The sequence below is a fragment of the Parabacteroides sp. PM6-13 genome, from assembly GCF_029892605.1.
Taxonomy (GTDB): domain Bacteria; phylum Bacteroidota; class Bacteroidia; order Bacteroidales; family Tannerellaceae; genus QVMG01.
Window position 1 is genome coordinate 71,583 of sequence record NZ_JARXWF010000012.1, and the last position, 22,692, is coordinate 94,274.

Consider the following 22,692-nt stretch of genomic DNA (forward strand, 5'->3'; position numbering starts at 1 on the left):
AAATTCGCATACCCTTTACAACAAATTAGGGTTATATGGGTAGAGGGGTTTAGTCCCTTTTATTGTTTTACATGCTCTCCACCGCCTTCTTCAAATACCATTTCCCCTCTTTGCGGATGTAGGTGTATTCAAACCAGGTATTCGTGTCTTCCAGGTAAATCTTTTCCCGGCAGATATTACCAGACATCTTTTTATCATACTTATATTGATTGGGTTCTGTGTTGTTCTTATAGGAAGAGGCTTTGATTTTCATAATATTCCAATTCTCCTTACTCCATTCGTTATCTTCCCAGTCGACTCCTTCCAATGGCCAGATTATTCTTGACATCTGAAACTGCGGATTGCCTATAAACTCATCCATAAAGGCTTCAAAGTCTTCATTGGCAACGGCGGCTGTGAGCTGACTGCCCGTTGCAGGTGCGGCAGTGGTTTCGATCATCTCAATCTCCTCCTCTACGGGGCGCTCGATGGGGATATTATACAAGGCAATGACAGAACCGAATTCACGGCTAAAGCCATGGAGGTTGATGCGGCTGAAAACCGTGGCCTCTTCGGGCACACCGTAGATCTGAGCCCTGCACTTGACAGCCACACCCTGCGGCAATTTGGTTTTACTCTGGTTAGTCGTGAAAGATTGATTGCCAAAGCTAAAGGCAAATTGCTTCTGTCGTGCTGAGTATTGATTGCCCTGGTCATCATAGGCGTCTGTCTGGAAATTGGTCGAGAAGGCAAACTCCGCATCTGTCTTCAGGCTGGTAAAGAGCATTTCAATCCAAGCGGTTGTGCCATGCACCCGGCAACTAACCAGCTTAATCTGCAGATCGGGATGGGGTGATACCACTTTCGTGCCGGTGACACGGCGTGTGGTTGTTTGCGACTTGGTAGCCGGTTTAGCATTGGTTTTGCTGGGTTCGCCCAATACTCCATCGATCACTTCGCTTGTTTTTTCTACACCGTCGATCACTTTATCCAGAAAGCTGCGCTTTTTCTTTTGTGCCGTAGCGGTTACCGGAAGAACAAGAGCTACTACAAGAGCAATGGCTGATATACAGATGCTCCTCTTACATTTACATGGCTTCATACGTTTCTATTTTTGAATAATTAATTGTATTGATTATTTGCTTCTATACGGTTCCTATTAGATAAATGACACCCAACCTACTTTTGTGACAAAAATAAGCTTAGAAACAGACAAAAATCTTAATGTAGATTAAGAAGTCAGTGCGTCAATTTTTATTCTCACCCGCATGAGAATTTTTTCTCACGCGGGTGAGAATTTTTTTTCACGGTTTTTTAAGGGCTGAGAAAAATGTGGGTTCACGTTTTTAGTTGACTCGGTTTACACTTAGAGACAAATTGGGTTGACCTTCTAATACAGATATTTGTGTAATTGTCGTTTTGACAGTGAAATCATTGTTTTGGCTATCATATTTCTGTTTTATTTGGAGAATAAGATAAATGTGTATACATTTGCGGCCTTATTTTAAACAATAGTCTCAAATTATGAACAAATTTTCATTGTACGCTTCATACCTGTTTATTGCGGTATGGTTGCTAATCGGGACTTCTTCGTGCACTTCAAAGTCTGCAAATGCAAGTGTTCAAAATTCAGATCAAACAAGTATTACCGCGACAACCTTAACGGAAAACGAAAATCCGCTTATGGCATTAAAAGAAGGGAATGACCGTTTTACATCCGGCCAGCTTTTACACATCCATCAGGATATGCAGGATGTAAAGCAACTAACGGAAGGACAAAACCCTAAAGCTGTTATTATTGGGTGTTCTGATTCACGGGTATCACCTGAAATACTTTTTGACCAAGGCATGGGTGATCTGTTTGTTATTCGCACAGCAGGTAACGTCATGAGCGACTATGAACTGGGTAGTATTGAGTATGCCACAGAACACCTTCACACACGCCTGGTTGTTGTTCTGGGTCATTACGGCTGTGGAGCCATCCATGCCATGCTTGAGCATAAAGACGATGAACATGTGCCGGGGCACATCGCTCATATTGTGAATTGCCTCAAAGAGGAAGAGGAAGAACAGGAAGTTTTCAGAACCAGCGAAAATATCCCGATGGACGCAGTGAAAGCCAATGTGGTTCATGGGGTTAAACAACTTCGCGAATGCGATCCCATCCTTAAAAAGCAATGTGAGAATGGCGAAATACAGGTCGTTGGAGCTATTTATCACCTCGATAATGGCAAAGTAGATTTTCTTGAAATATAATTCACGCCTAAAGTAGAAGCTGTTTTGAGTTTTATAAAATTCAAAACAGCTTCTTATTCGTGATGATAGGGTTCGTTGTTTAGGATGGTCATGGCGCGATAGAGCTGTTCGAGGAAAATAACACGGATCATCTGGTGGGAAAAAGTCATTTTGCTCAAGGATATCTTTTCGGAAGCTGCTTTATAAACCGATTCACTGAAGCCATAGGGACCACCCACCACAAAGACCAGGCGTCGGGAAACGGTATGGGTCTTTTTCTCTATATAAGCAGCAAATTGCATGGAGGTGAATTCTTTGCCTTTCTCATCCAACAACACCAAATAATCGCCCGGTTGTAACGCTTTCAGAATCAGTTCACCCTCCTTTTCCTTTTGTTGAGACTCGGAGAGGTTACGTACGTTTTTTATATCGGGAAGAACCTGCATTTCAAAGGGGATATAATGTCCCAAACGACTCTGATACTCCCGGATCGCCTCCGAGAAATAAGGACTATCCGTCTTTCCAATGACAACAAAAGCTACTTTCATTTGTTTTCTTCTAAAGAAATTGAGTATGCAAAAGTACAAGAAAAATGCGTACCTTTGCATAAGATAGTGAATGTGAAACGCATCCTATCACCCTAAAGCAAAAGGAGGACATGAATATGAAACGAATGCTTTTAACCCTGGTGCTTATCTTCTCCACATTGGGAGTATTTGCCGCCGACATCACACCGATAACCGAAGCCTTCAAAAAAGGAAACGCGACATCCATTCAAGCGCAGATGGATCAGGAGGTCGATGTAGCCCTGCCGGGATCTTCCAAAAAGGCCAATGCGGCAGAGGCGGTAACGATGCTAAACACCTTTTTCGGCGCGAACAAACCGAGCGGATTCAACCTGCTTCATCATGCCGACAAGAAAGAGAACGGTTTCTTTGTGGCCAAATTGCCAACAGCCAACGGGGAGTTCCGCATCAATCTCACCTACCGCGCAGATGGAGACAAAGCGATTATACAATCAATCAGAATAGAATAAAATAACAAATGAATCATTTTATTGAGGACTTAATCAAACTGGCCTTTGCCGAAGATATCGGCGATGGCGACCATACGACATTATCATCCATCCCCGCTACAGCCATGGGGAAAAGCCAGTTGATCATCAAAGAAGAGGGTGTATTGGCAGGCATCGAAATAGCCAAACGTATCTTTCACGCGTTCGACCCGGACCTGAAGATCGACATCTTCATTCAAGACGGCACGGAAGTAAAAGTGGGAGAGATCGCTTTTACGGTGGAAGGAAAAGTGCAATCGTTGTTGCAAACCGAGCGCTTGGTGCTCAACGTGATGCAACGCATGAGCGGAATAGCCACCACCACCCGTAAATATGTCAAAGCTTTGGAAGGGACGAAAACCCGCGTACTCGATACCCGCAAGACAACGCCCGGCATGCGTATGTTGGAAAAAGAGGCGGTGAAGATTGGCGGCGGCGTGAACCACCGTATTGGCTTATTTGATATGATCCTGTTGAAAGACAATCACGTAGACTTTGCCGGAGGCATCACCCAGGCCATCACCCGTGCACAGGAATACCTCCGCGAGAAAGGCAAAAACCTGAAGATAGAGATCGAAGTGCGCAACTTCGACGAATTGCAGGAGGCCATGCAGGTAGGCGGCATCGACCGCATCATGCTCGACAATTTCAATGTAGAGAACACCCGCAAAGCTGTTGAGATGGTTGCCGGCCGCTATGAACTGGAATCATCCGGAGGCATCACCTTCGCCACGCTGCGCGACTACGCTGAAACCGGTGTCGACTACATCTCCGTCGGAGCCCTCACCCATTCGGTCAAGAGCCTGGATATGAGCCTGAAGGCGGTGTAAGTATTACTTCCCGGCTTCCAAGCCCTTTTCCTCTTTTATCTTTTTGATATACTCAGAAGGAGAGAGACCAAATTCTTCTTTAAAACATTCTCTGAAATAGGATACCGAGTTCAGTCCAACTTGGAAAGCTATTTCAGAGATATTGTATTTCCCCGACAGGAGCAGCTGCTCGGCTTTTCGCATCCGTATTTTGCGTACAAACTCACCGGTCGACACCCCTGTCAAGGCCTTGACCTTTCGGTATAGGGACGAATAACTCATGGACAACTCCTGCGCGATTGTCGGCATATCTATTTTCTCTTCCGTCAGATTATCCTCGACCACTTTCACGATCTTTTCAATAAACTCATTGTCGATCTTGTTTAAAGAATCCTTGATGATAGACAACTTCAAGGAAGCGTTCGATGAGATCTGAGAAGCAATCTTTTTCCGCGCATCCAACAGGTTGGCGATACGGCTCTTCAACAGAAAGGCGCTAAATGGTTTTATGATATAGGAATCCGCCCCGGCGGTGTATCCTTCCGTTTTATCCTGCAGGCTATCTTTGGCTGTCAACAGAATAACCGGAATATGACTGGTGGCCACATGGGCTTTCACTTGCCGGCATAGTTCCACCCCATCCATGACCGGCATCATAATATCGCTGACAATAAGGTCCGGAATACTTTCTAAGGCCATCTGAAAGCCCTGTTCTCCGTTTTCCGCCACCACTATCTCGTAGGTATTCATCAACGCATTGGCAATATAGTCGCGGATATCATTTTCATCTTCAACCACCAGGACAATCGGCTTGTTCAACTGCTCCTCATCTATCTCCTCTGCTTTGACAACCGGGGCTATATGGATGGCGTCCGGATAGGAATTATGGGTGATCAGGCGAACACAAAAAGAAGAACCTACCTCCGGCTTGCTATCGACCGAGATACTGCCTTCGTGCAATTCAACCAGGTTCTTCACCAAAGCCAACCCTATGCCGAAGCCAGGTACATTTCTTTTCTTACTGGCCTGATAATAACGATCAAAAATGCGCGAGAGGTCTTCTTCGGGTATGCCGATACCGGTATCGGACACCTCGATTTCGGTATAATCAATACCATCAGCCACCACAGATCGTAACGTAAGCGTTATAACTCCTTTATTGGTATACTTAAAGGCATTGGAAATAAGATTGTCGATAATCATGGAGATCACCTCCTGATCGAAATAGAGTTGCGTCTTATCTGTATCGATTCGGATTTCAAAATCGATCGCCTTATTCCTGTTTAGCTCCTTATACTTCAACGCCATCTCCAGAATACTCGCGGAGATATCACCTTGAGCCACACAGAGCTTTTTGTTTTGTGTTTCTGTCTTTCGGAATTCCAGTATTTGGGTGACCAGATTTAAGAGTCGGATGCTGTTCTTATGAATAAGCGATAATTGATCTTTGTGTTCATATTGCACCTTAGGATCGCTTTGCAAATCCTCGAGAGGACCCAGGATCAACGTGAGAGGAGTCTTCAATTCATGGGTTATATTTGTGTAAAACCGCAACCGTTCTTCATTCAGCTCCTGCTGCTTTTTTGTTTTTTCTTTTTCGAGAATCAATGAGTTACGTAGTTGTAAGCGCCTTTTATAGGAGCGAATGATAAAGAGAAGAAAAAGAACAAAACAAACAATATAGAAACACTTCGCCCACCATGTCTGCCACAAAGGGGGATGAATAAGAATCGTGAGTGTCGAATAGTTTTCCTGCCATGCCTGATTCTTATAGCGGGCTTTTATATGCAATTTATAGGTATGAGGCGGGATATTGCGGAATGTCACCAGGTTGTCGCCATCCGTATTTACCCAAGCGTCTGTCAACCCTTCCAACATATAGGCATATTCCACTTTCCCCTGGAGAGATTTATCCATCACATTGAAAGAGACACTGAAAATATTCTGATCGTATGTCAGAGAAACCATATTCTTCCCCATCGGACAAGAGGTGTCTATGGCGTCTTCGTGGGGATTTCTGTTATGGACTCTGAACTCAGTAAACATCACCGGAGGGAGAATCACATTGACCGGTCTATCCTTCGGATTAAAGTAACAGACGCCGTTTATACTACCAAAATAGATCGTGCCATCTTTGGTTTTGGCAACGGAATGCCCCATATAGGTACCAAACAAAGCCCCTTCCGTATGATCGTAGTTTAAGAATCGTTCCTCTCCCACCAAGAGACAGCTAATACCCTGGTTGGTACTCACCCAGATATTCCCCTCTTCATCTTCTTCTATCGCGCACACCTGATTACTGGCCAATCCCTTCTTCGAGTCATACAGTTGATACTGATCAAGTCGCCCTTCGGGGAAAAGAGCCAGTCCTTCTGTCATGGCTACCCACATATTGTCTTTCGAATCTCTGAAAATCTGATTGATCTGGTTGTAATGAAAGGGGGTATCCTCATTCAAGTGGGTCATTTCCTTACTGGATGGGTTAAAAACCGTAATTCCTTTGTTTAGCATACCAATCCAGATATTACCCGCTTTATCCTGCGAGACGGCTCGAATCGCATTGGTCGGTAAATCGCTATTCTCTTTCTGCAGGAATCTCTTCTCTTTTGTTTCCAGGTTGTATATCTCCAGCCCGTTGTCGGTCGCTATCCAAACATTTTTCTGATCATCTTCGAAAAGACAAAAGACAAAAAAAGTATCGCCTTTTGGTTTGTAATGCGCCGTTCCTCCTTCGGCTTTAAAAATATCTATTTCAAGGTTTACTCCGCCAAACCATAAATCATCATTAGAATCTTTCAAAGAAGAATGATAGGCTACGCTTGAGGCATCGCCGGTTTTACTTGAATGTACCTCTCCATTTCTCCCATTTCGGTTTACATTGATACCTCCTCCGTCGGTGCCCATCCAGATATTTTCATCCTTATCGACACAGATGGTTAATACCTCTTTATCATTCAATCCGTTGACAACTCCGGGTATTTTGTCGATTCGCCAGCTATTAAAAAAAGAGGATGTCCGGCTAATAAAGCTGGCGCCTCCTCCGTTCGAGCCTATCCAGAGATTTTTATAAGAATCTTCAAAAATAGCGTAAACACTCGGATTCGAGATACCCCAATGCAAATCCTGTATAAACATATGGTTGACATCTTTTTCTCCGGAGAAGATCATCTCGAGATCTTTTACATCGAAATAACAAAGATCGCAATGCGTTCCTGCCCATATACGTCCGTCGCTTGTCTGATGTATAGAATTGACAGTCTCAACAATCGAATGATGAAGCCCTTTGGCATCTTTAAAATTCCGGAAAGTATCTGTAGCTGGTTCTAAAATAGATAAACCCCTATCCGTTGCGATCCAGACCCTTGAGTCGACATCCGTAAAGATGGAATGTACCATATTATTGGCAAGCGAGTTATTGTTACCCGAAATATGTTTAAAGTTTCTGATGTTCTTCTCTTCAGGAGAGAAAATAGAAAAACCGCCGTAGATATGTCCAAGATATAACCGTCCTTGTGTGCCTTCCGCCAGGGTGTTTACCCCTTCGGGTGGAAAACCGGCGAACGTTGAACTATTGTAATGAATGAACTGTCCGTTCACAGCATCGTACCTATCCAATCCCTTATCGGTGGCAATCCATACATCACCCTTCGTAGTTACCAATATATCTTTTATTTCATTGGAGATCAAAGAGGCAGGGTCATTCGCGTCATGTAAGAACGAAAGAAACAGCTCCGTTTCGCAATCGAACACGTTTATACCGGACCATCGGTTGCCTATCCAAACCCTGTTTTGGATTGTATCTGCCTCGACTCTGTATATATCATTGCTGTTCAGTATTTCTTCATTCGGTTTTTTGATATAAACCGTAAACTTATCCCCGTCATACCGGCTTAATCCATATTTGGTGGCAAACCACATAAAACCGGCTTTATCTTGCGTGATATCTGTTACATAATAGCTCGACAGACCATCTTTCACCACCAGATTAATCGTGGGAATCTGCTGGCTGAAAACAGTCGCTTGAAGGAAAACAGAAAGGCTTAAAAGAAGGAGTTTGAAGTGAATATGTCGTATCATTTTCGGGTCGCTTTACATCAAAGTTAACACGTTTATCGTATTCTACAAAAATCACCATTTGCAATCGCAGCGACCGACTCTATTCTTTCAAAAACCAACCACCATTCTTCCACTGACAGAATAGCGACGGCTTTCAATAGAATAAGGACGACCGACTCACTCATTCTACTCTATTTTCGCCCTATAAATTAAATTCATCTGCCTATGAGAAACACAACGGATTAAAAACAAAACAACAGCCAAACCCCCTTTATACAAGAGGGGTATTTGAGTTAACTAAAAGTGATCAATTTTAAATCATTACTATTCATGAAACATTTTCATTATTGGATTTTAGCAATTCTATTCTCACTCCCTATCCCGGGGTTTGCCCAGGATATACAAGTCAGGGGACAAGTCACAGATGTCTCCGGCGAATCAGTTATTGGCGTTAATGTCAGAATAAAAGACAAAACGACAGGTACAATAACCGATTTTGATGGCTATTATAACGTAGAGGCCGCAAGCAACGATGTGTTGATATTTTCTTATATCGGCTATATAACACAAGAGGTAGCCATAAATGGAAAAACCACCCTGAATATCCGTTTACTGGAAGACACCCAAACACTCGATGAGGTCGTAGTCATCGGCTATGGCAGTATGAAGAAATCGGACCTGACCGGTGCCGTAGTAAGTGCGAACCTGAAAGACTTCGAGAAATCACCTAACACAAACGTCATTCAGTCTCTGCAAGGAACGGTGCCGGGATTGAACATCGGACAAACAACGACAGCAGGTTCAACACCTTCTATCTCTATTCGAGGCAAGAATACGCTGTCCGGAAACACAAGCGTACTAATCGTGTTAGACGGTATTATCTATACCAGCTCGTTGTCTTCTATTAACCCGAACGACATAGAGTCGATCGATATATTGAAAGATGCCAGTGCAACGGCTGTATATGGAGCTCAGGCAGCAAACGGTGTCCTATTAATCACCACCAAAAAAGGAAAAGAGGGTAAAGCGAAAGTATCTTTTTCTTCAGCCTATTCCATCTCTAATCCGACAAAAAACCTTCGCCCCATGAACCGGGAAGAGTATTTTGATTATACAAAAAAATTATGGTATGATAAGGCGTATATGGGTCCCGATTACACAACGCCTAATCCTGATTTTAAGATGGCAGACTATTTGCCGGACATTGTGATGTTGGACAACAGCCAAAGCGATGGCATTTCCCCTTATGACTATAACTGGTGGGATGAAGGCACGCGTACCGGGTCTATCTTTGAGAATCGCCTGAGTGTATCGGGTGGAAATAAGGATGTTTCTTATTTGATCTCTTTTGAAAACGTCACGCAGGAAGGGTATATCCTGAATGATGACTTCAAAAGAAATAGTATCCGTATCAACCTGGATGCCCAACCGTATACATGGGCCAAATTAGGTGTGCAGGCTTTTGGTTCATTTGTCAATCAGGACGGAGCAGAACCGGGCGTATGGGCATTAATCACGCAGAACCCGCTGATTGAACCGTATGACGAAAAAGGGAATATTGTGCCCTACCCATTCCAAACATTGGATACAAATCCGTTTATGGGATCGGATGTAAGCGACCGCGAACGCCACAATTACTTCTTTGCCAATACCTACGCAGAGATCACTCTTCCTATAAAAGGCTTGACCTATCGGGTGAATTTTGGTAATAATTACCGTATCGACGAGAGTTTCCGGGCAAATGAGTATGGAGCAAGCTTGACAGGTCAAGCCTATAAACGACATACCAGCTACCACGACTATACGATTGATAATATCCTGAACTACAATAACACATTTGGACGTCACAGCATTGCTGCCACGTTATTGTATGGAGCCAGTGAGCGTAAGTATAGCTATACGAATGCCGATTCACAGAAGTTTGAACGACTCACCTTGGGCTATAACGCCTTAGAGTTAGGAAAAGACCAATACACCTATTCGGATGCTTGGAAAGAGGCTTTGTTGTATCAGATGGCCCGTGTAAACTATAAATTCAACGATCGTTATCTGATGACAGCCACCGTGCGTCGTGACGGGTTCTCCGGTTTTGCTGAGAATAATAAAACCGCGGTTTTCCCTTCCGTTGCTTTAGCCTGGCTATTATCAGAAGAGGATTTCTTCCGCGTTTCCTGGGTTGACTATCTGAAAATCCGTGGAGGTTGGGGTATCAGCGGTAACCTTACCTCTCGTTATAAATCACAGGCGAAGGTAACAACAGCTTCGGGATATGTTTTCGGAGACGGAGGAGCTACTGAAATCCGTCAACAAATCAACTCCATGGCGAATAAAGACCTGAAATGGGAGAAAACAGCCGGTTTCAATATGGGTGTAGACTTCAACCTCTTCAAGAACCGCTTAAACGGAACGATCGAGGCCTACCAAACAGAAACAAAAGACCTGTTGTATGATATGGCTATTCCGACCTTGACCGGATTCTCACAGGTAAGTTCGAATATCGGGAAAATAAGGAACCGCGGTATTGAGTTGACACTTAGCTCCAGAAATATTGTAACGAAAGACTTTGAATGGGAGACCACTTTCAACATCTCATCGAACCAGAACAAAATACTCTCTTTATTAGGACAGGATATGGACGGAGATGGCAAAGAGGACGACTTGATTGCAAGTAATCTGTTTATCGGCCAGTCTACTTCGGCCATCTACAATTATATCATTGACGGGATTTGGCAGTTGAGCGATGATATACCCAAAGGATATCATGCGGGGAATTATAAGATCCGAGATACGACCGGCGAAGGAGATGTTACGGTTGACGACCGTGTCATCGTAGGGAAAGGCGACCCGGCCTATCGGCTTGGTCTTATGAATAAGTTCCGCTACAAAGATTTCTCTCTCAGCTTCTTTATCAACTCCGTACAGGGTGGTAGTGATGGCTATTTGCAGAGCAACTCCAGTGCGATCACACGAGGTAATGCCAACGACCGTCGTTGGAACCGGATCAGCGAAATGGCTGCAGCCTATTGGTCGCCCAATAACCCGAACGCGACCTATTCACTGGCAACTACGTCTGGTACGCTCGTTCCTACGCTCTACCAGGACAGAAGCTTTATTCGCCTGCAAGACGTAAACATCTCTTATAACTTCCCTAAGAAATGGATCAATAGAATTGGCGTTGAACACCTGGACCTATTCCTTAACGGAAAGAACCTGATCACCATCACCGACTGGAAAGGATGGGATCCGGAAGCCGGTAGCGATTATTTTGGAAGACCGGTATTGAGAAGTTTTACTTTTGGATTAAATATTACACTTTAATTGCATGAATCATATGAAAAAATATATCGCATGTTGCATTCTGGCGGGTTGTTGCCTGACAGGTTGCAATGAAGACAGTTTTTTGAGAGAAAAACCGCTGGACTTTATGAGTACAGAAAATTCTTTTCAAACGGAAACCGATTTCGATATGTCGGTGAATGACCTATACGACCTGATTCGTTGGGAATTTTACGGATACGACGAATATCGTCCTATGGACTATATCTATGGCACCGACCTGGTATTCGACGGAGAACCCGGAGGTACGGAGAAGCATGGCAATATGTCTGCGGCTTATCATCCGACAGCCACCATCCCCAGAATTCATTGGAATAACCTATACAAAATTATCGCCGGCGCCAATGTCGTGATTGATCGTATTGACACGAAAGAGGAGTTCCCGGCAGAGACAAGAGCCTTGTTCAAAGCCAAAGCCTCTTTTTTTCGGGGACTTTCTTACAGAACATTAGCCTATCTCTATGGTGGTGTGCCTTTGGTGCTCGAAGAGATAAGTACTCCGAAGACCGACTTCGTAAGAGCCACGAAAGAAGCGACATTGGAACAAGCCATCACTGACGTGAAGTTTGCAGCCGAAAACCTGAAAGATATTACAGCCGTAAAAGATGGTGAAGTATCTTCAACTGCTGCTTATCATCTCTTGGCTGAATTATACCTGGCAACAGGGAAATACAGCGAAGCGGCGGCGGCAGCCAGTAAAGTCATTGATAACTCAGCCATGAAGCTGATGCAAAACCGTTTCGGTTCACGAGCGAACGAGACACCCGGTGATGTCTATTGGGACCTGTTCCGCATGAATAATCAGAATCGTGGTTCAGGAAATACTGAAGCTATTTGGGTGATCCAATACGAAACAGATTTACCCGGTGGCGGTAGCTCTACCGTAACAGCTAAAACAACCGGCAACTATTGCTTCGAAAGAAACTTTGCTCCTATGGTCAGAGATGTGAAATTGCGTGTCGACGGGAAAGATTATACCCCTTTCCGATGGCCGGTGAGTGACTATACCGGCGGACGTGGTATTGGTTGGGGTATTTCAACCCACCATTACAGCAACACCGTTTGGGAAAGCGATTTCCATAATGACATACGCAATGCGAATCACAATTTTGTACGCAAATTTGCCGTACATAACGAAAGCTTTAAACAGCAATTTGGCATCGATAGCATCGACGTAGACAATCCACCCGCCAACTTAATCGTCGGCCAGGGAGGAAGCATGACAGTCCCGGGACGTTTCCTTTATGCTTATCAAAGTAAGATAACCACTCCATTTAACCATCCCGATCCGCTCTATTCAAATAAAGAAAGGGGTGATCTGAAATCGAGTGCAGGAGCAACCTACACCGATCAGTATATGTTCCGTCTGGCAGAGACCTATTTATTGAGAGCAGAAGCCTATCTGGCTCTAAACGATAAAGCAAAAGCGGCAGCAGATATAAATGAAGTCAGAAACAGAGCGAACGCAACCCCTGTTACCGCCGAGCAAGTAGATCTGGATTATATCTTGGATGAACGCATTCGTGAACTGGGCATCGAAGAAAAACGAAGAATAACACTTATGCGAACAGGCAAACTCTACGATCGCGTAAAACGCTTCAATCCCTATTATGCTAATCCGGCAACGAACGGTGATGGTGTGGGTATGTTGGAGAAATATAATGTATGGCCGATACCGCATTCTGCGATAGAAGCGAATATCGGAGCGGTGCTCGAACAGAACCCTGGTTATGAATAAGACAGTTAAGTTAATTACAGGCTAAAAGATTGTATCAACCCATTAGCCGAGTTTCAATCGGCTAATGGGTTCTTTTTAGGATCTTCAATCAATAATTTTTTAAGCACGATGAGAAAGAAAACACTAGTAAATATTCTATTGATATGCCTCCTGTTGATGAATGCGACAGCTCTGTTCTCACAGGTAAAAGTCAATAAGCAGCAACAATCCGGGAGTGATTTTCCTTTGGTCAATAAAGAGGCGGCCGCGGATATCTATATCGACCCGGCTGATCACGAAGTAGTCAAACTGACGGCATCTCTGTTTGCTGATGATATCCGGCAGGTAACAGGGAAGAAAAGCCGGGTGATCGCTTCTGCAAAAGTAAAATCCAACGTAGCCGTTGTCATCGGCACATGGGGGAAAAGTTCTTTTATTGATAAATTGATTGAAGAAAAGAAAGTAGATGTTTCGTCTATTGAGAATGGCTGGGAACAATACCTGATTCAAACCGTAGACAATCCGGCCAAAGGAATAGATAAGCTATTGGTCATTGTCGGATGCGATCGACGGGGAACAGCTTACGGCACATTTGCCGTCTCGGAAGCAATCGGTGTTTCTCCCCTGTATTGGTGGGCCGATGTGCTGGTAAAACAACAGAACGCCTTATATATATCGCCGGTAAGCTATGCATCAAAAGCGCCAACGGTTAAGTACCGGGGGATTTTCATCAACGACGAAGGCTGGGGATTCCGCCCCTGGGCGGCCGAAACATGGGAACCCGAAGTGGGGAATGCCGGTCCTAAAACCTATGCAAAAGTATGTGAGCTTATCCTTCGTATGAAAGGAAATATGTTGGCTCCTGCTATGCACCCCCAGACTACGGCGTTTAACCTGATCCCTGAAAATAAAGTGATTGCCGACAAATATGCTATCGTCGTCACCTCGTCACACTGCGAACCGCTATTGTATAATAATACAACCGAGTGGGACAATAAGGTAAACGGCGAATGGAACTACCTTCGGAATAAAGAGGGGATCAACCGGGTGCTCGACAACCGGGTTTCCGAAGTAGCCCCGTATGAAAATGCCTATGTATTGGCCATGAGAGGCATACACGACGGAGGAATGATCGGTGTACCCGACAGCCAGAAAGTCAGTGTAACGGAACAAGCCATGCACGACCAACGCAGTATCCTTAGCAAACACATCGACAAACCGATAGAGGAGATACCACAAATATTTGTTCCCTATAAAGAGGTATTAGACATTTATGAAAAAGGACTTAAACTGCCCGAAGAGGTCACGATCGTATGGCCGGATGATAACTATGGATACATAAAAAGATTAAGTGACGAGAATGAGCAAAAACGAAAAGGAGGCTCCGGTGTCTACTACCACATTTCGTATTTGGGTGAACCGCATGATTATCTGTGGTTGAACACGACACCCCCAACTCTTATCTATGAAGAGATGAAAAAAGCCTATGACACAGGCGCCGACCGATACTGGCTATTGAACGTAGGCGATATCAAACCGGGAGAGATCGGCATGAAGTTTTTCCTGGATATGGCCTGGGACATCGACCGCTTCGACTTCGATAAGGCTTATACTTTCAACGCCGAGTATCTGGCTTCGCTATTTGGTGAGAAATACCAACAGGATCTGCAGGATATCTTTAATAGCTATTTTCAGTTAGGCTTCCAACGCAAACCGGAAGCGATGGGTTGGGGATTCGAATGGAATCATTCCAATGGGCAGGCCCAACTTCTTAATACCGATTTCTCCTTTATCAACTACAACGAAGCAGAAAAACGGATGGCGGAATACGATCGCATAGCCGGAAAAGCACAAGAAATACTAAATGCCTTGCCCGAAGCCTATAAGCCGGCCTTTTATGAATTAGTATTCTATCCGGTGAAAGGAGCAACGCTTATGAATAAGAAGATGCTGACGGCACAGCAAAATCGCTGGTATGCACGGCAGGGACGCGCCGCGACTCAATCATACGCGGATCTGGCACGGAGCTACCACGACAGTATCCAGATATATACCGATCGCTATAATAAATTATTGAATGGCAAATGGAATCGCATGATGAGCCTGGCTCCGGGTTGGACAGCCACTTACCAGAAGATGCCTCCCCTCGATACGATCACGATAGCTTCCGGCGAAGATATGCGTATCTTCACCCCGGGCAAACAAACCGATTATGGGGTCGACAACATCCATGTGTTACCCTGTTTAAATCCTTATACAAACAAAGGATCTTTTATCGAGCTCTACAACAAAGGAGATAAAGCTTTTCATTGGAAAGCCTCAACCGCTTCCGACTGGATCCAATTAGATAAAAAGTCAGGAAAAACACAATACCAGGATCGCATTCTTGTCCATGTCGATTGGCAAAAAGCTCCGATAGGCGCAAATATCACAGGTGAGATAGAGATCGTTTCCGGCGATAAGAAAGAAACAGTCTATCTGCCGATATTCAACCCGACCTCGCCCACTGTAAGCGATTTGGAAGGATTATATGTAGAAGAAAACGGCTATGTATCCATCCAGGCCGGCCTATTCCATCGCAAACAGGAAAACAAAGATATTACGATCAGAACTATCAAAGGGTTGGGATATGAAGGAGAGTGCGTGCAGTTGGGCGAAGCGGTAAAACCCTCCCAACGATCGGGGAATATAGCTCGAGCGCCCAAAGCAGAATATGATTTCTATAGTTTCAGCGCCGGTACAGCTACCGTCTACGTCTATGCTTTACCCCTCTTCCCAGTGAATTCTCAACGGGATACACGTTATGGTGTGATGATAGACAATGGCATGCTGCATTGGATGACTACAGCGTCGAAAGAATACTCCAGCCTGTGGACCATCAATGTAGCCCGCAACAGTTCTATTCATGCGATTAACATGAATATAACAAAACCCGGTAAACATACCCTGAAACTACTCTGCGGTGATCCCGGCATGGTGATCCAGAAAGTAGTGATCGATTTCGGAGGAATGAAACGTTCCTACCTGGGGCCTGAGCCTACCTTGGTGAAAAGGTAGTGAAGGATTATTTAAAAGAACATATTTGCATCAGAAAAAGGGGATGGAATTCAGGATCCCAAAAGTAGTATAAAAGTAGTGATAAAATTTCTCCTCCTTTGCTAAGGAGGAGAAATTTTGATACTATTTTTATGATACTAAAAACTCACATCTTACACAATTTAATATCCTCTTCCCTCAACTAACCACTACTCACTACTCACTAACCACTCCCTTCTCCAAATATCACTTCGTCTCATTATTTTTCATACATTTGTCAGATAGCGTAAATGATTTCTTTATGAAGAAAAAACTGGTTGTATTGACAGGAGCCGGGATGAGTGCGGAGAGTGGGATTGCGACGTTTCGTGATTCAGACGGGCTTTGGAACCGTTACCGGGTGGAGGATGTGGCTACGCCGGAGGCTTTTCGGCGCGATCCGAAACTGGTGTTGGAGTTTTATAATTATCGTCGCCGGGAGTTATTGAAGACCTTCCCTAACGCCGGACATAAGGGGCTGGCGGCACTCGAAAAAGATTTCGAGGTGGAGATTATCACACAAAACATCGACAACCTGCATGAACGGGCGGGAAGCTCGCGGGTCTTACACCTGCATGGCGAACTGATGAAAGCCTGCACCATGGAGGATTTCCATACAACATACGATCTTCCGCCGGAGAATCCGGATATTCACCTGGGCGACCGCGACGCGAAAGGGCATCAGCTTCGTCCCTTTGTCGTCTGGTTTGGTGAGCCGGTACCGATGATCGAACCGGCCATAGTGCTTACACAACAGGCCGATATCTTCGTGGTCATTGGCACCTCCTTGAATGTCTATCCGGCTGCCGGGCTGCTCAGTTATGCGCCAAGCGGTATTCCGGTCTACCTGATCGACCCGAAAGAGGTGACGACCCACCGCAAAGACATACAGGTGATCCGTAGCGGCGCCTCGGAAGGTGTCCGCCAATTGACTACGCTTTTACAACAATATATATAGGAAATGCCTATTCGTACAGGCGGATTAGACTGTTGTCTTCCAGGCGATAGCGGCTGCCGTCATACGGGCATACGGCGATACCCTCTTCATTGAAGCTCAATCGTTCGCCTGCTTCGCTGACCCAACCGATCTGACGGGCCGGGTTACCTACCACCAAGGCGTATGGAGGAACATCTTTGGTCACCACACTGCCTGCGCCCACCATGGCATATTCACCAATCATATGCCCACAGATGACCGTCGCATTCGCCCCAATCGTAGCCCCTCTTCGCACCAGTGTTTGCTGATACTGGCCACGACGATCGATGGCACTACGCGGATTCACCACATTGGTAAACACACAGCTCGGCCCAAGAAATACATCGTTTTCGCAAATCACCCCCGTATAAATCGACACATTGTTCTGCACCTTCACATGATCGCCCAGGATCACCTGCGGAGAGACCACCACATTCTGTCCGATATTGCAGAAGTTACCAATCACGCAGCCTTCCATGATATGGGAGAAATGCCAGATCCGTGTGCCGTCGCCGATGCGGCATCCGGCATCGACCACCGCGGTCTCATGTGCGAAATAGAGGGGAGTATCCATACGATAGCTTATTTATAAAGTAAAAAGATGGTCGGTTTTTTATTCATATCGGGCAGTTTCCCCTGCCACTCTTTGATGGTACGGGTGCGGATCGATTCATCTTCGCAGGTGATATTGCTGGCGATGCAAAGTCGGCTGCCCGGACGGCAGGTGCGAAGCAGTTCCTCGGCCAGTTTATTGTTCCGGTAAGGCGTTTCGATAAACAACTGCGTTTGATTCTCACCATAGACACGTCCTTCGAGTTTCTTGATCATCTGCGTCCGCTCGTTGCCGTCGATCGGCAGATAGCCATGAAAAGCAAAGCTCTGTCCATTGAAGCCGGAGGCCATCAAAGCCATCAGGATAGAAGAGGGTCCCACCAAGGGAACCACCCGGTATCCTTGTCGCTGCGCCATCGCCACCACATCGGCTCCCGGATCGGCAATAGCCGGACAACCGGCTTCGGAAATAATCCCTACCGATTCCCCCTTAGCCAAAGGCGCCAGGTAGCCGGTCACCTCTTCCGGCGTCGTATGTTTATTCAATTCATAGAAAGTGAGGTCGTCGATAACGATCGCCGGAGCTGTTTTCTTCAGAAAGCGACGAGCCGTCCGTATATTTTCCACAATGAAATGGCGCAACGTGATGATCACCTCCCGGTTGTAGGCGGGAAGCACTTGTTCATGCGACGTTTCTCCCAGCGTCACCGGGATCAGATAGAGAGCAGGTTGCATACAGGGTTTCTTTTAGAACAAAAGTACAGGAAATTTTCCATATACCGGGAAAAAGTGATCGTCCGATCACTCTTCCGGCTGGTAAACACCTTCGCGCGTCAGCTGTTTATCGAGGTTGGCAATGCCCAAGGCGACAATCGCCGTAACGGTGGCCGTATGCTCCTGGTATTCCGGAATGTTTTTGGTGTACAGGTCGCGCTCTGTATGCCATATTTCTCCATAATTGAAGTCATAGCCCTTGAAATCCTGCGTACTAAACCCAATGGTCGGCACGCCTTGCACCGCAAAAACAGAGGCATCGGTACCGCCTATTGCTATCGGTTTACGGCGTGGTTGCTCAATCTCTTTCACCTCAAACGGATAATCCGGTCGGATCCGCTTGATCGGTTCGCATATCTTGACAATATCTTTATACCAGGTTTTGGGCACGCTGATGCCCACCGGAGGCGTCGGCCCGCCGTCGCGGTTGAAGAGGTTGGCTATTTTCGGCAGTTTCTTCGGATGAGACTTCACCCAAGCCTGGGCACCGAGCAACCCGAACTCTTCACCAGCAAAAGCCACAAAGAGAATCGTACGTTTGGGTTTGGCTCCCGAAAGGGCAAGCATACGAGCCGCCTCCATCATAGGACCGATGCCGGTTGCGCAGTCGATGCCACCGGTAGCCACATCAAAAGCATCCAGGTGTCCGCTGATAATCACATATTCATCGGGGTATTTACTGCCTTTAATCGATCCCACCACATTGTGATAGGGCACCGGGCCAATCTTAAAATGGTTGCGGATATCGAATTCCAACAAAAACTCGCGCCGTTCTTTCACCATGCGTTCGATCACGGCAAACTGATGTTCATCGAGTTTGATATCGGGCACCTCGGGCAGATGGTCGAAATCGATCAGGTTGGCATCGATCATCTTACGATCATAAAGCGCGCGGATAGGCACAGACGAAGACTGAATAAAGCCCAAGACGCCGGCTTCGCACATCTCCTTATAAAAAAGAGCCGGGAATTCCCGCAGTGTTCGGGGCGCCATCGGCGAAGTGCCGGAGTTGGGCTGACGCATCCGTTGGCGGTTTTCTTCCAGGATCTCCTGGTTTTCCTTTTTGATAGCCGCGCGAATGGAATCACCCATAGGCGAGCGGTCGACAGGCCACCCCTCATTTTTTCCAGAAATAAGCACCCAGGCGCCGTTAAGACGGGTTTTCATGCGGTCGAACTCCTCCTGTGTGCGCGGTTCGATCAACACATGCCCCCGCTGCAACCCTTTCGTACCGGAGGTATAAGAGGGAGTAGCAAAATGAAGAATCATGCCGTCATCGCTCAGCATACGTCCGAACCAGGGACCCCGATTGAAGCCGACAGGCATCGTGCCCGCCTCTTCCAAGGCGACATCAAGCCCCCAGCTTTTAAACTCGCGCACCATCCAGTCAGCCGCGTTCGCATAGGCATCCGAGCCGATCGGGCGCCCGCCGAAACGGTTGGTCAACACATCGATATGATGCATGGTACGGTTGTCGGTCTGACCGATCTCAATAATTTTATTCACAACCGACTCCTGCGCGGTCAACGATAACGTGGCGAGCAGCAAACAAATCAGGCTACCCATACATGATCTCTTCATCTTCTGTTTAGATTAATAAGTACGACTTTTCGCAAAGATAAAAAAAGTTGAGCAGTTTAAACGATTTTCCTAGTAAACACCCACCTGGCAATGATAAGATCTTCTGTGGCTGATTGGAAAGTCTGATCTTATGAAGAGCATATCAATCAATGGTATACATGATTAAAAAGGGATTGCCATCATCTCTTACGATATCAAATTTATCTTTCAGGTTCTTCACTTGAGAAGGAAATTTCTCCTCATAGTTGTTGTATTCATCCTTTCCGTCCCAAATTCTTTTGATTGTCGATGACTCGACAACCGTATAAATCGTGTTTTCATCCAAACCGACAATGGCTCCAAAAGAGAAAAAGTATTTCCCTTCGTAAGGATCTAACTTTACCAAGTCAGCTTCTCGCTTCTTTTTATCACATACCCCCAGAATGTATTGTCCTTGATACAAAAAGTTTACTATCAAGTGACTGTCTGTTTCTTGAAAATGGTAGAAATGATAGATGTATTTGTTTTTCATCTCAAACAATTTCTTATCGTCACTCCATTCTTGTTCACTTAGCTTCGGCCAGTGCAAGCGACCTAAATCATACGAATAAGCTACTTTTATTTGTCCGTCAGATAAAGAATAGATATTAAAATCCCCTGGAGTAATATAATAGTTATTGCCTTTATAGGAGGAGAAAGCATATCCATTGGAAGAGTAGTGCCCTTCCTGCCAACTCTCTATTTCAAAATGATATTCTATCGGGTCGAAATGCTCATTCAACCTCCATAAATTGTATGGATATTCTTTATCTTGGGAATAATTACCCATATAAGCTACATATCCTTCATTAGTCTTTGAGATGGACGTAAATGATTTAGCTGTTTTCTTTACTTCATACAATATGTTTCCGGCCAAATTGAGTTTGAGTATTTTTTGATCGGCTCTACTTACTATATTTAGCGTAGAATCAGTCGGGTTAATAAACATATCGGTAAGCTGGATGTATTCGTTAGGTCCATTACCATAGTGATCTATAGATCGAATAAAATTACCCTTATCGCTAAACAAATAGACACTTCTATTCTGAGTTTTATCCATAAGATAAATGATCGTATCGAATTTTATAACCTTGTCAATACGGCCGATTATAACATCTTCGCAGTCTAAACTGATTATATCGACATCTCGTATCAAGTCAATATCATGTATACTTTTCAGCTCTTTCTGAAAATCAAATTTGACGACACTCCCTCCTTCGGCAGACTCTCTTGAAGACTTGCTTTCGCAACTATATAGAAAACAAACAAATACCCCTATTGTTATTAAGTGTTGTAACCTGCTCATTTTATTGATCTATCGAATAGAAAAATATTATCGGATTAGAATCTTCCTTTAAATTTGATATGAAATTTTCTTCTTGCATTTTTTTGGACAAAAACCCGTTTTGAGCTATTTCATAAAACTCATGCATTTTACTTGGATAAATATAGGCATAAAAACCTTTTGAGTCCGAACAAATAAAATTGTGGTACAATGCTGCTCTCTCCGGATCTGCATACACCATATCGTCGATGATTATATCAAACAGCATAGTAAAACCATCTTTTTTGTCGAATAAAACAGTATTACTTACAAGACCTTCTAAGAATTTAAAATATATGTATCGATCCGTCTCCAAGTAATTGCTTATATTATATATTTTATTCTTTTTAAACACTTTATCCCATACCTCATCATCATATTTAAAGTCTAAACCTTTTAGGTCATCTACGGATATAAACTTACGACTTTTTAATACTAAATATGGAGTAACAGAGTTTGTATTTAATGAAATAACAGTATCTCCCCAATAAGGGATATACTTAGGACTCCCATATGTTCGGGAATAAAAGGATCCATCTGTAAGTATAACTCCGCTGAAACCCTTGTTGTAATCTGCAGATTTTAAAATTTGATATTCTTTTTTCGGGTTGTTTAAGTCAAGACAATTCATCAAATATGATTCGTCATCGAAATACTCAAACGAGAAATTGTCCATATATATCTTATTTTCATAATATTGCACATTAAACCGAGTCAACCCTTCTCCACCTACAGCCACAGTTCGAATATAGTCGCCAGTATTAATATCATAAAACAGCACCTTCATAGAGTGATTATCAAATATGAGAATCTCATGGCTGTTTTTATCTATTGTAAAATCAGATGTCGAATGATATTCACCTGGACCATTCCCCAAATTTCCATATTTCATAAAAAAAGCGCCATTTTTGTAAAATCCATACAACGATTTAGCATGTTCCCCGTCCAATATAAATATATATTCATCAGTCACTTGCACATTGTTTATCTTTCCAATCAAGCAATCCTCCCTTGTTTCTAAAGGGATTGCGGATACAGACTTAAAAATAGAAGATGTTTTTACAAGTCCACCTCTTTTTGCATTGTCTATATCCACAATGTACATATCCACATTTGACTCCATCGTATCAATTTCGTTTTTTTTATTATTAAAAACACACGATGTCATAGTGAGAAGAAAAAACAAAATTATATTTTTCATACTTT

Annotated in this window: 15 protein-coding genes; 7 read left to right on the forward strand and 8 right to left on the reverse strand. The window is 44.4% G+C overall.

The genetic code is table 11. The features are described 5' to 3' along the window. Nucleotides 1–67: 67 nt before the first annotated feature. A complete protein-coding gene (locus M2134_RS12175) occupies nt 68–1,081 on the reverse strand; it encodes a hypothetical protein (protein WP_280751730.1) in 1,014 nt (337 codons plus the stop codon). A gap of 422 nt (nt 1,082–1,503) precedes the next feature. Between M2134_RS12175 and M2134_RS12180 the strand changes: the two genes are divergently transcribed. After that, entirely contained in the window at nt 1,504–2,235 is a 732-nt protein-coding gene (locus tag M2134_RS12180) for a carbonic anhydrase (protein ID WP_280751729.1), read from the forward strand. 53 nt (nt 2,236–2,288) lie between these two features. On the opposite strand, the gene rlmH is transcribed toward M2134_RS12180, so the two are convergent. After that, nucleotides 2,289–2,762, reverse strand: coding sequence for a 23S rRNA (pseudouridine(1915)-N(3))-methyltransferase RlmH (rlmH, locus tag M2134_RS12185; RefSeq protein ID WP_280751728.1), 474 nt, complete (start codon nt 2,760–2,762; stop codon nt 2,289–2,291). 116 nt (nt 2,763–2,878) lie between these two features. Here rlmH and M2134_RS12190 point away from each other — a divergent pair, with 116 nt between their 5' ends. Further along, on the forward strand, nt 2,879–3,250 hold the full coding sequence (locus M2134_RS12190) for a DUF4783 domain-containing protein (RefSeq protein ID WP_280751727.1): 372 nt from the start codon (nt 2,879–2,881) through the stop codon (nt 3,248–3,250). Nucleotides 3,251–3,258: 8 nt separating this feature from the next. Further along, on the forward strand, nt 3,259–4,098 hold the full coding sequence (gene nadC / locus M2134_RS12195) for a carboxylating nicotinate-nucleotide diphosphorylase (protein ID WP_280751726.1): 840 nt from the start codon (nt 3,259–3,261) through the stop codon (nt 4,096–4,098). Between the two features lie 3 nt (nt 4,099–4,101). On the opposite strand, the gene M2134_RS12200 is transcribed toward nadC, so the two are convergent. After that, nucleotides 4,102–8,154, reverse strand: a complete 4,053-nt coding sequence (locus tag M2134_RS12200; RefSeq protein WP_280751725.1) for a hybrid sensor histidine kinase/response regulator transcription factor — start codon at nt 8,152–8,154, stop codon at nt 4,102–4,104. Between the two features lie 309 nt (nt 8,155–8,463). On the opposite strand from M2134_RS12200, the gene M2134_RS12205 reads away from it, so the two are divergent. The 4 genes from M2134_RS12205 (at nt 8,464) to M2134_RS12220 (ending at nt 17,219) form a co-directional block, all read left to right on the forward strand. Further along, nucleotides 8,464–11,451 (forward strand): TonB-dependent receptor, encoded by a 2,988-nt coding sequence (locus M2134_RS12205; protein WP_280751724.1) that lies wholly within the window; start codon nt 8,464–8,466, stop codon nt 11,449–11,451. Nucleotides 11,452–11,557: 106 nt separating this feature from the next. Beyond that, nucleotides 11,558–13,207, forward strand: a complete 1,650-nt coding sequence (locus M2134_RS12210; RefSeq protein ID WP_280751723.1) for a RagB/SusD family nutrient uptake outer membrane protein — start codon at nt 11,558–11,560, stop codon at nt 13,205–13,207. 156 nt (nt 13,208–13,363) lie between these two features. Continuing rightward, on the forward strand, nt 13,364–16,243 hold the full coding sequence (locus tag M2134_RS12215) for a glycosyl hydrolase 115 family protein (protein WP_280751784.1): 2,880 nt from the start codon (nt 13,364–13,366) through the stop codon (nt 16,241–16,243). 280 nt (nt 16,244–16,523) lie between these two features. After that, a complete protein-coding gene (locus tag M2134_RS12220; RefSeq protein WP_280751722.1) occupies nt 16,524–17,219 on the forward strand; it encodes an NAD-dependent deacylase in 696 nt (231 codons plus the stop codon). A gap of 7 nt (nt 17,220–17,226) precedes the next feature. On the opposite strand, the gene M2134_RS12225 is transcribed toward M2134_RS12220, so the two are convergent. From M2134_RS12225 to M2134_RS12245, 5 genes are all read right to left on the reverse strand, one after another. Continuing rightward, nucleotides 17,227–17,811: an acyltransferase gene (locus M2134_RS12225; RefSeq protein ID WP_280751721.1), complete on the reverse strand. Its 585-nt coding sequence runs from the start codon at nt 17,809–17,811 to the stop codon at nt 17,227–17,229. An 8-nt stretch (nt 17,812–17,819) separates the two neighbouring features. Further along, nucleotides 17,820–18,524, reverse strand: coding sequence for an SAM-dependent methyltransferase (locus tag M2134_RS12230; protein ID WP_280751720.1), 705 nt, complete (start codon nt 18,522–18,524; stop codon nt 17,820–17,822). Between the two features lie 66 nt (nt 18,525–18,590). Beyond that, nucleotides 18,591–20,144, reverse strand: a complete 1,554-nt coding sequence (locus M2134_RS12235; RefSeq protein ID WP_280751719.1) for a M28 family peptidase — start codon at nt 20,142–20,144, stop codon at nt 18,591–18,593. Nucleotides 20,145–20,286: 142 nt separating this feature from the next. Further along, nucleotides 20,287–21,468 (reverse strand): 6-bladed beta-propeller, encoded by a 1,182-nt coding sequence (locus M2134_RS12240; protein ID WP_280751718.1) that lies wholly within the window; start codon nt 21,466–21,468, stop codon nt 20,287–20,289. A gap of 1 nt (nt 21,469) precedes the next feature. Then, on the reverse strand, nt 21,470–22,687 hold the full coding sequence (locus M2134_RS12245) for a 6-bladed beta-propeller (RefSeq protein ID WP_280751717.1): 1,218 nt from the start codon (nt 22,685–22,687) through the stop codon (nt 21,470–21,472). Nucleotides 22,688–22,692 lie beyond the last annotated feature (5 nt).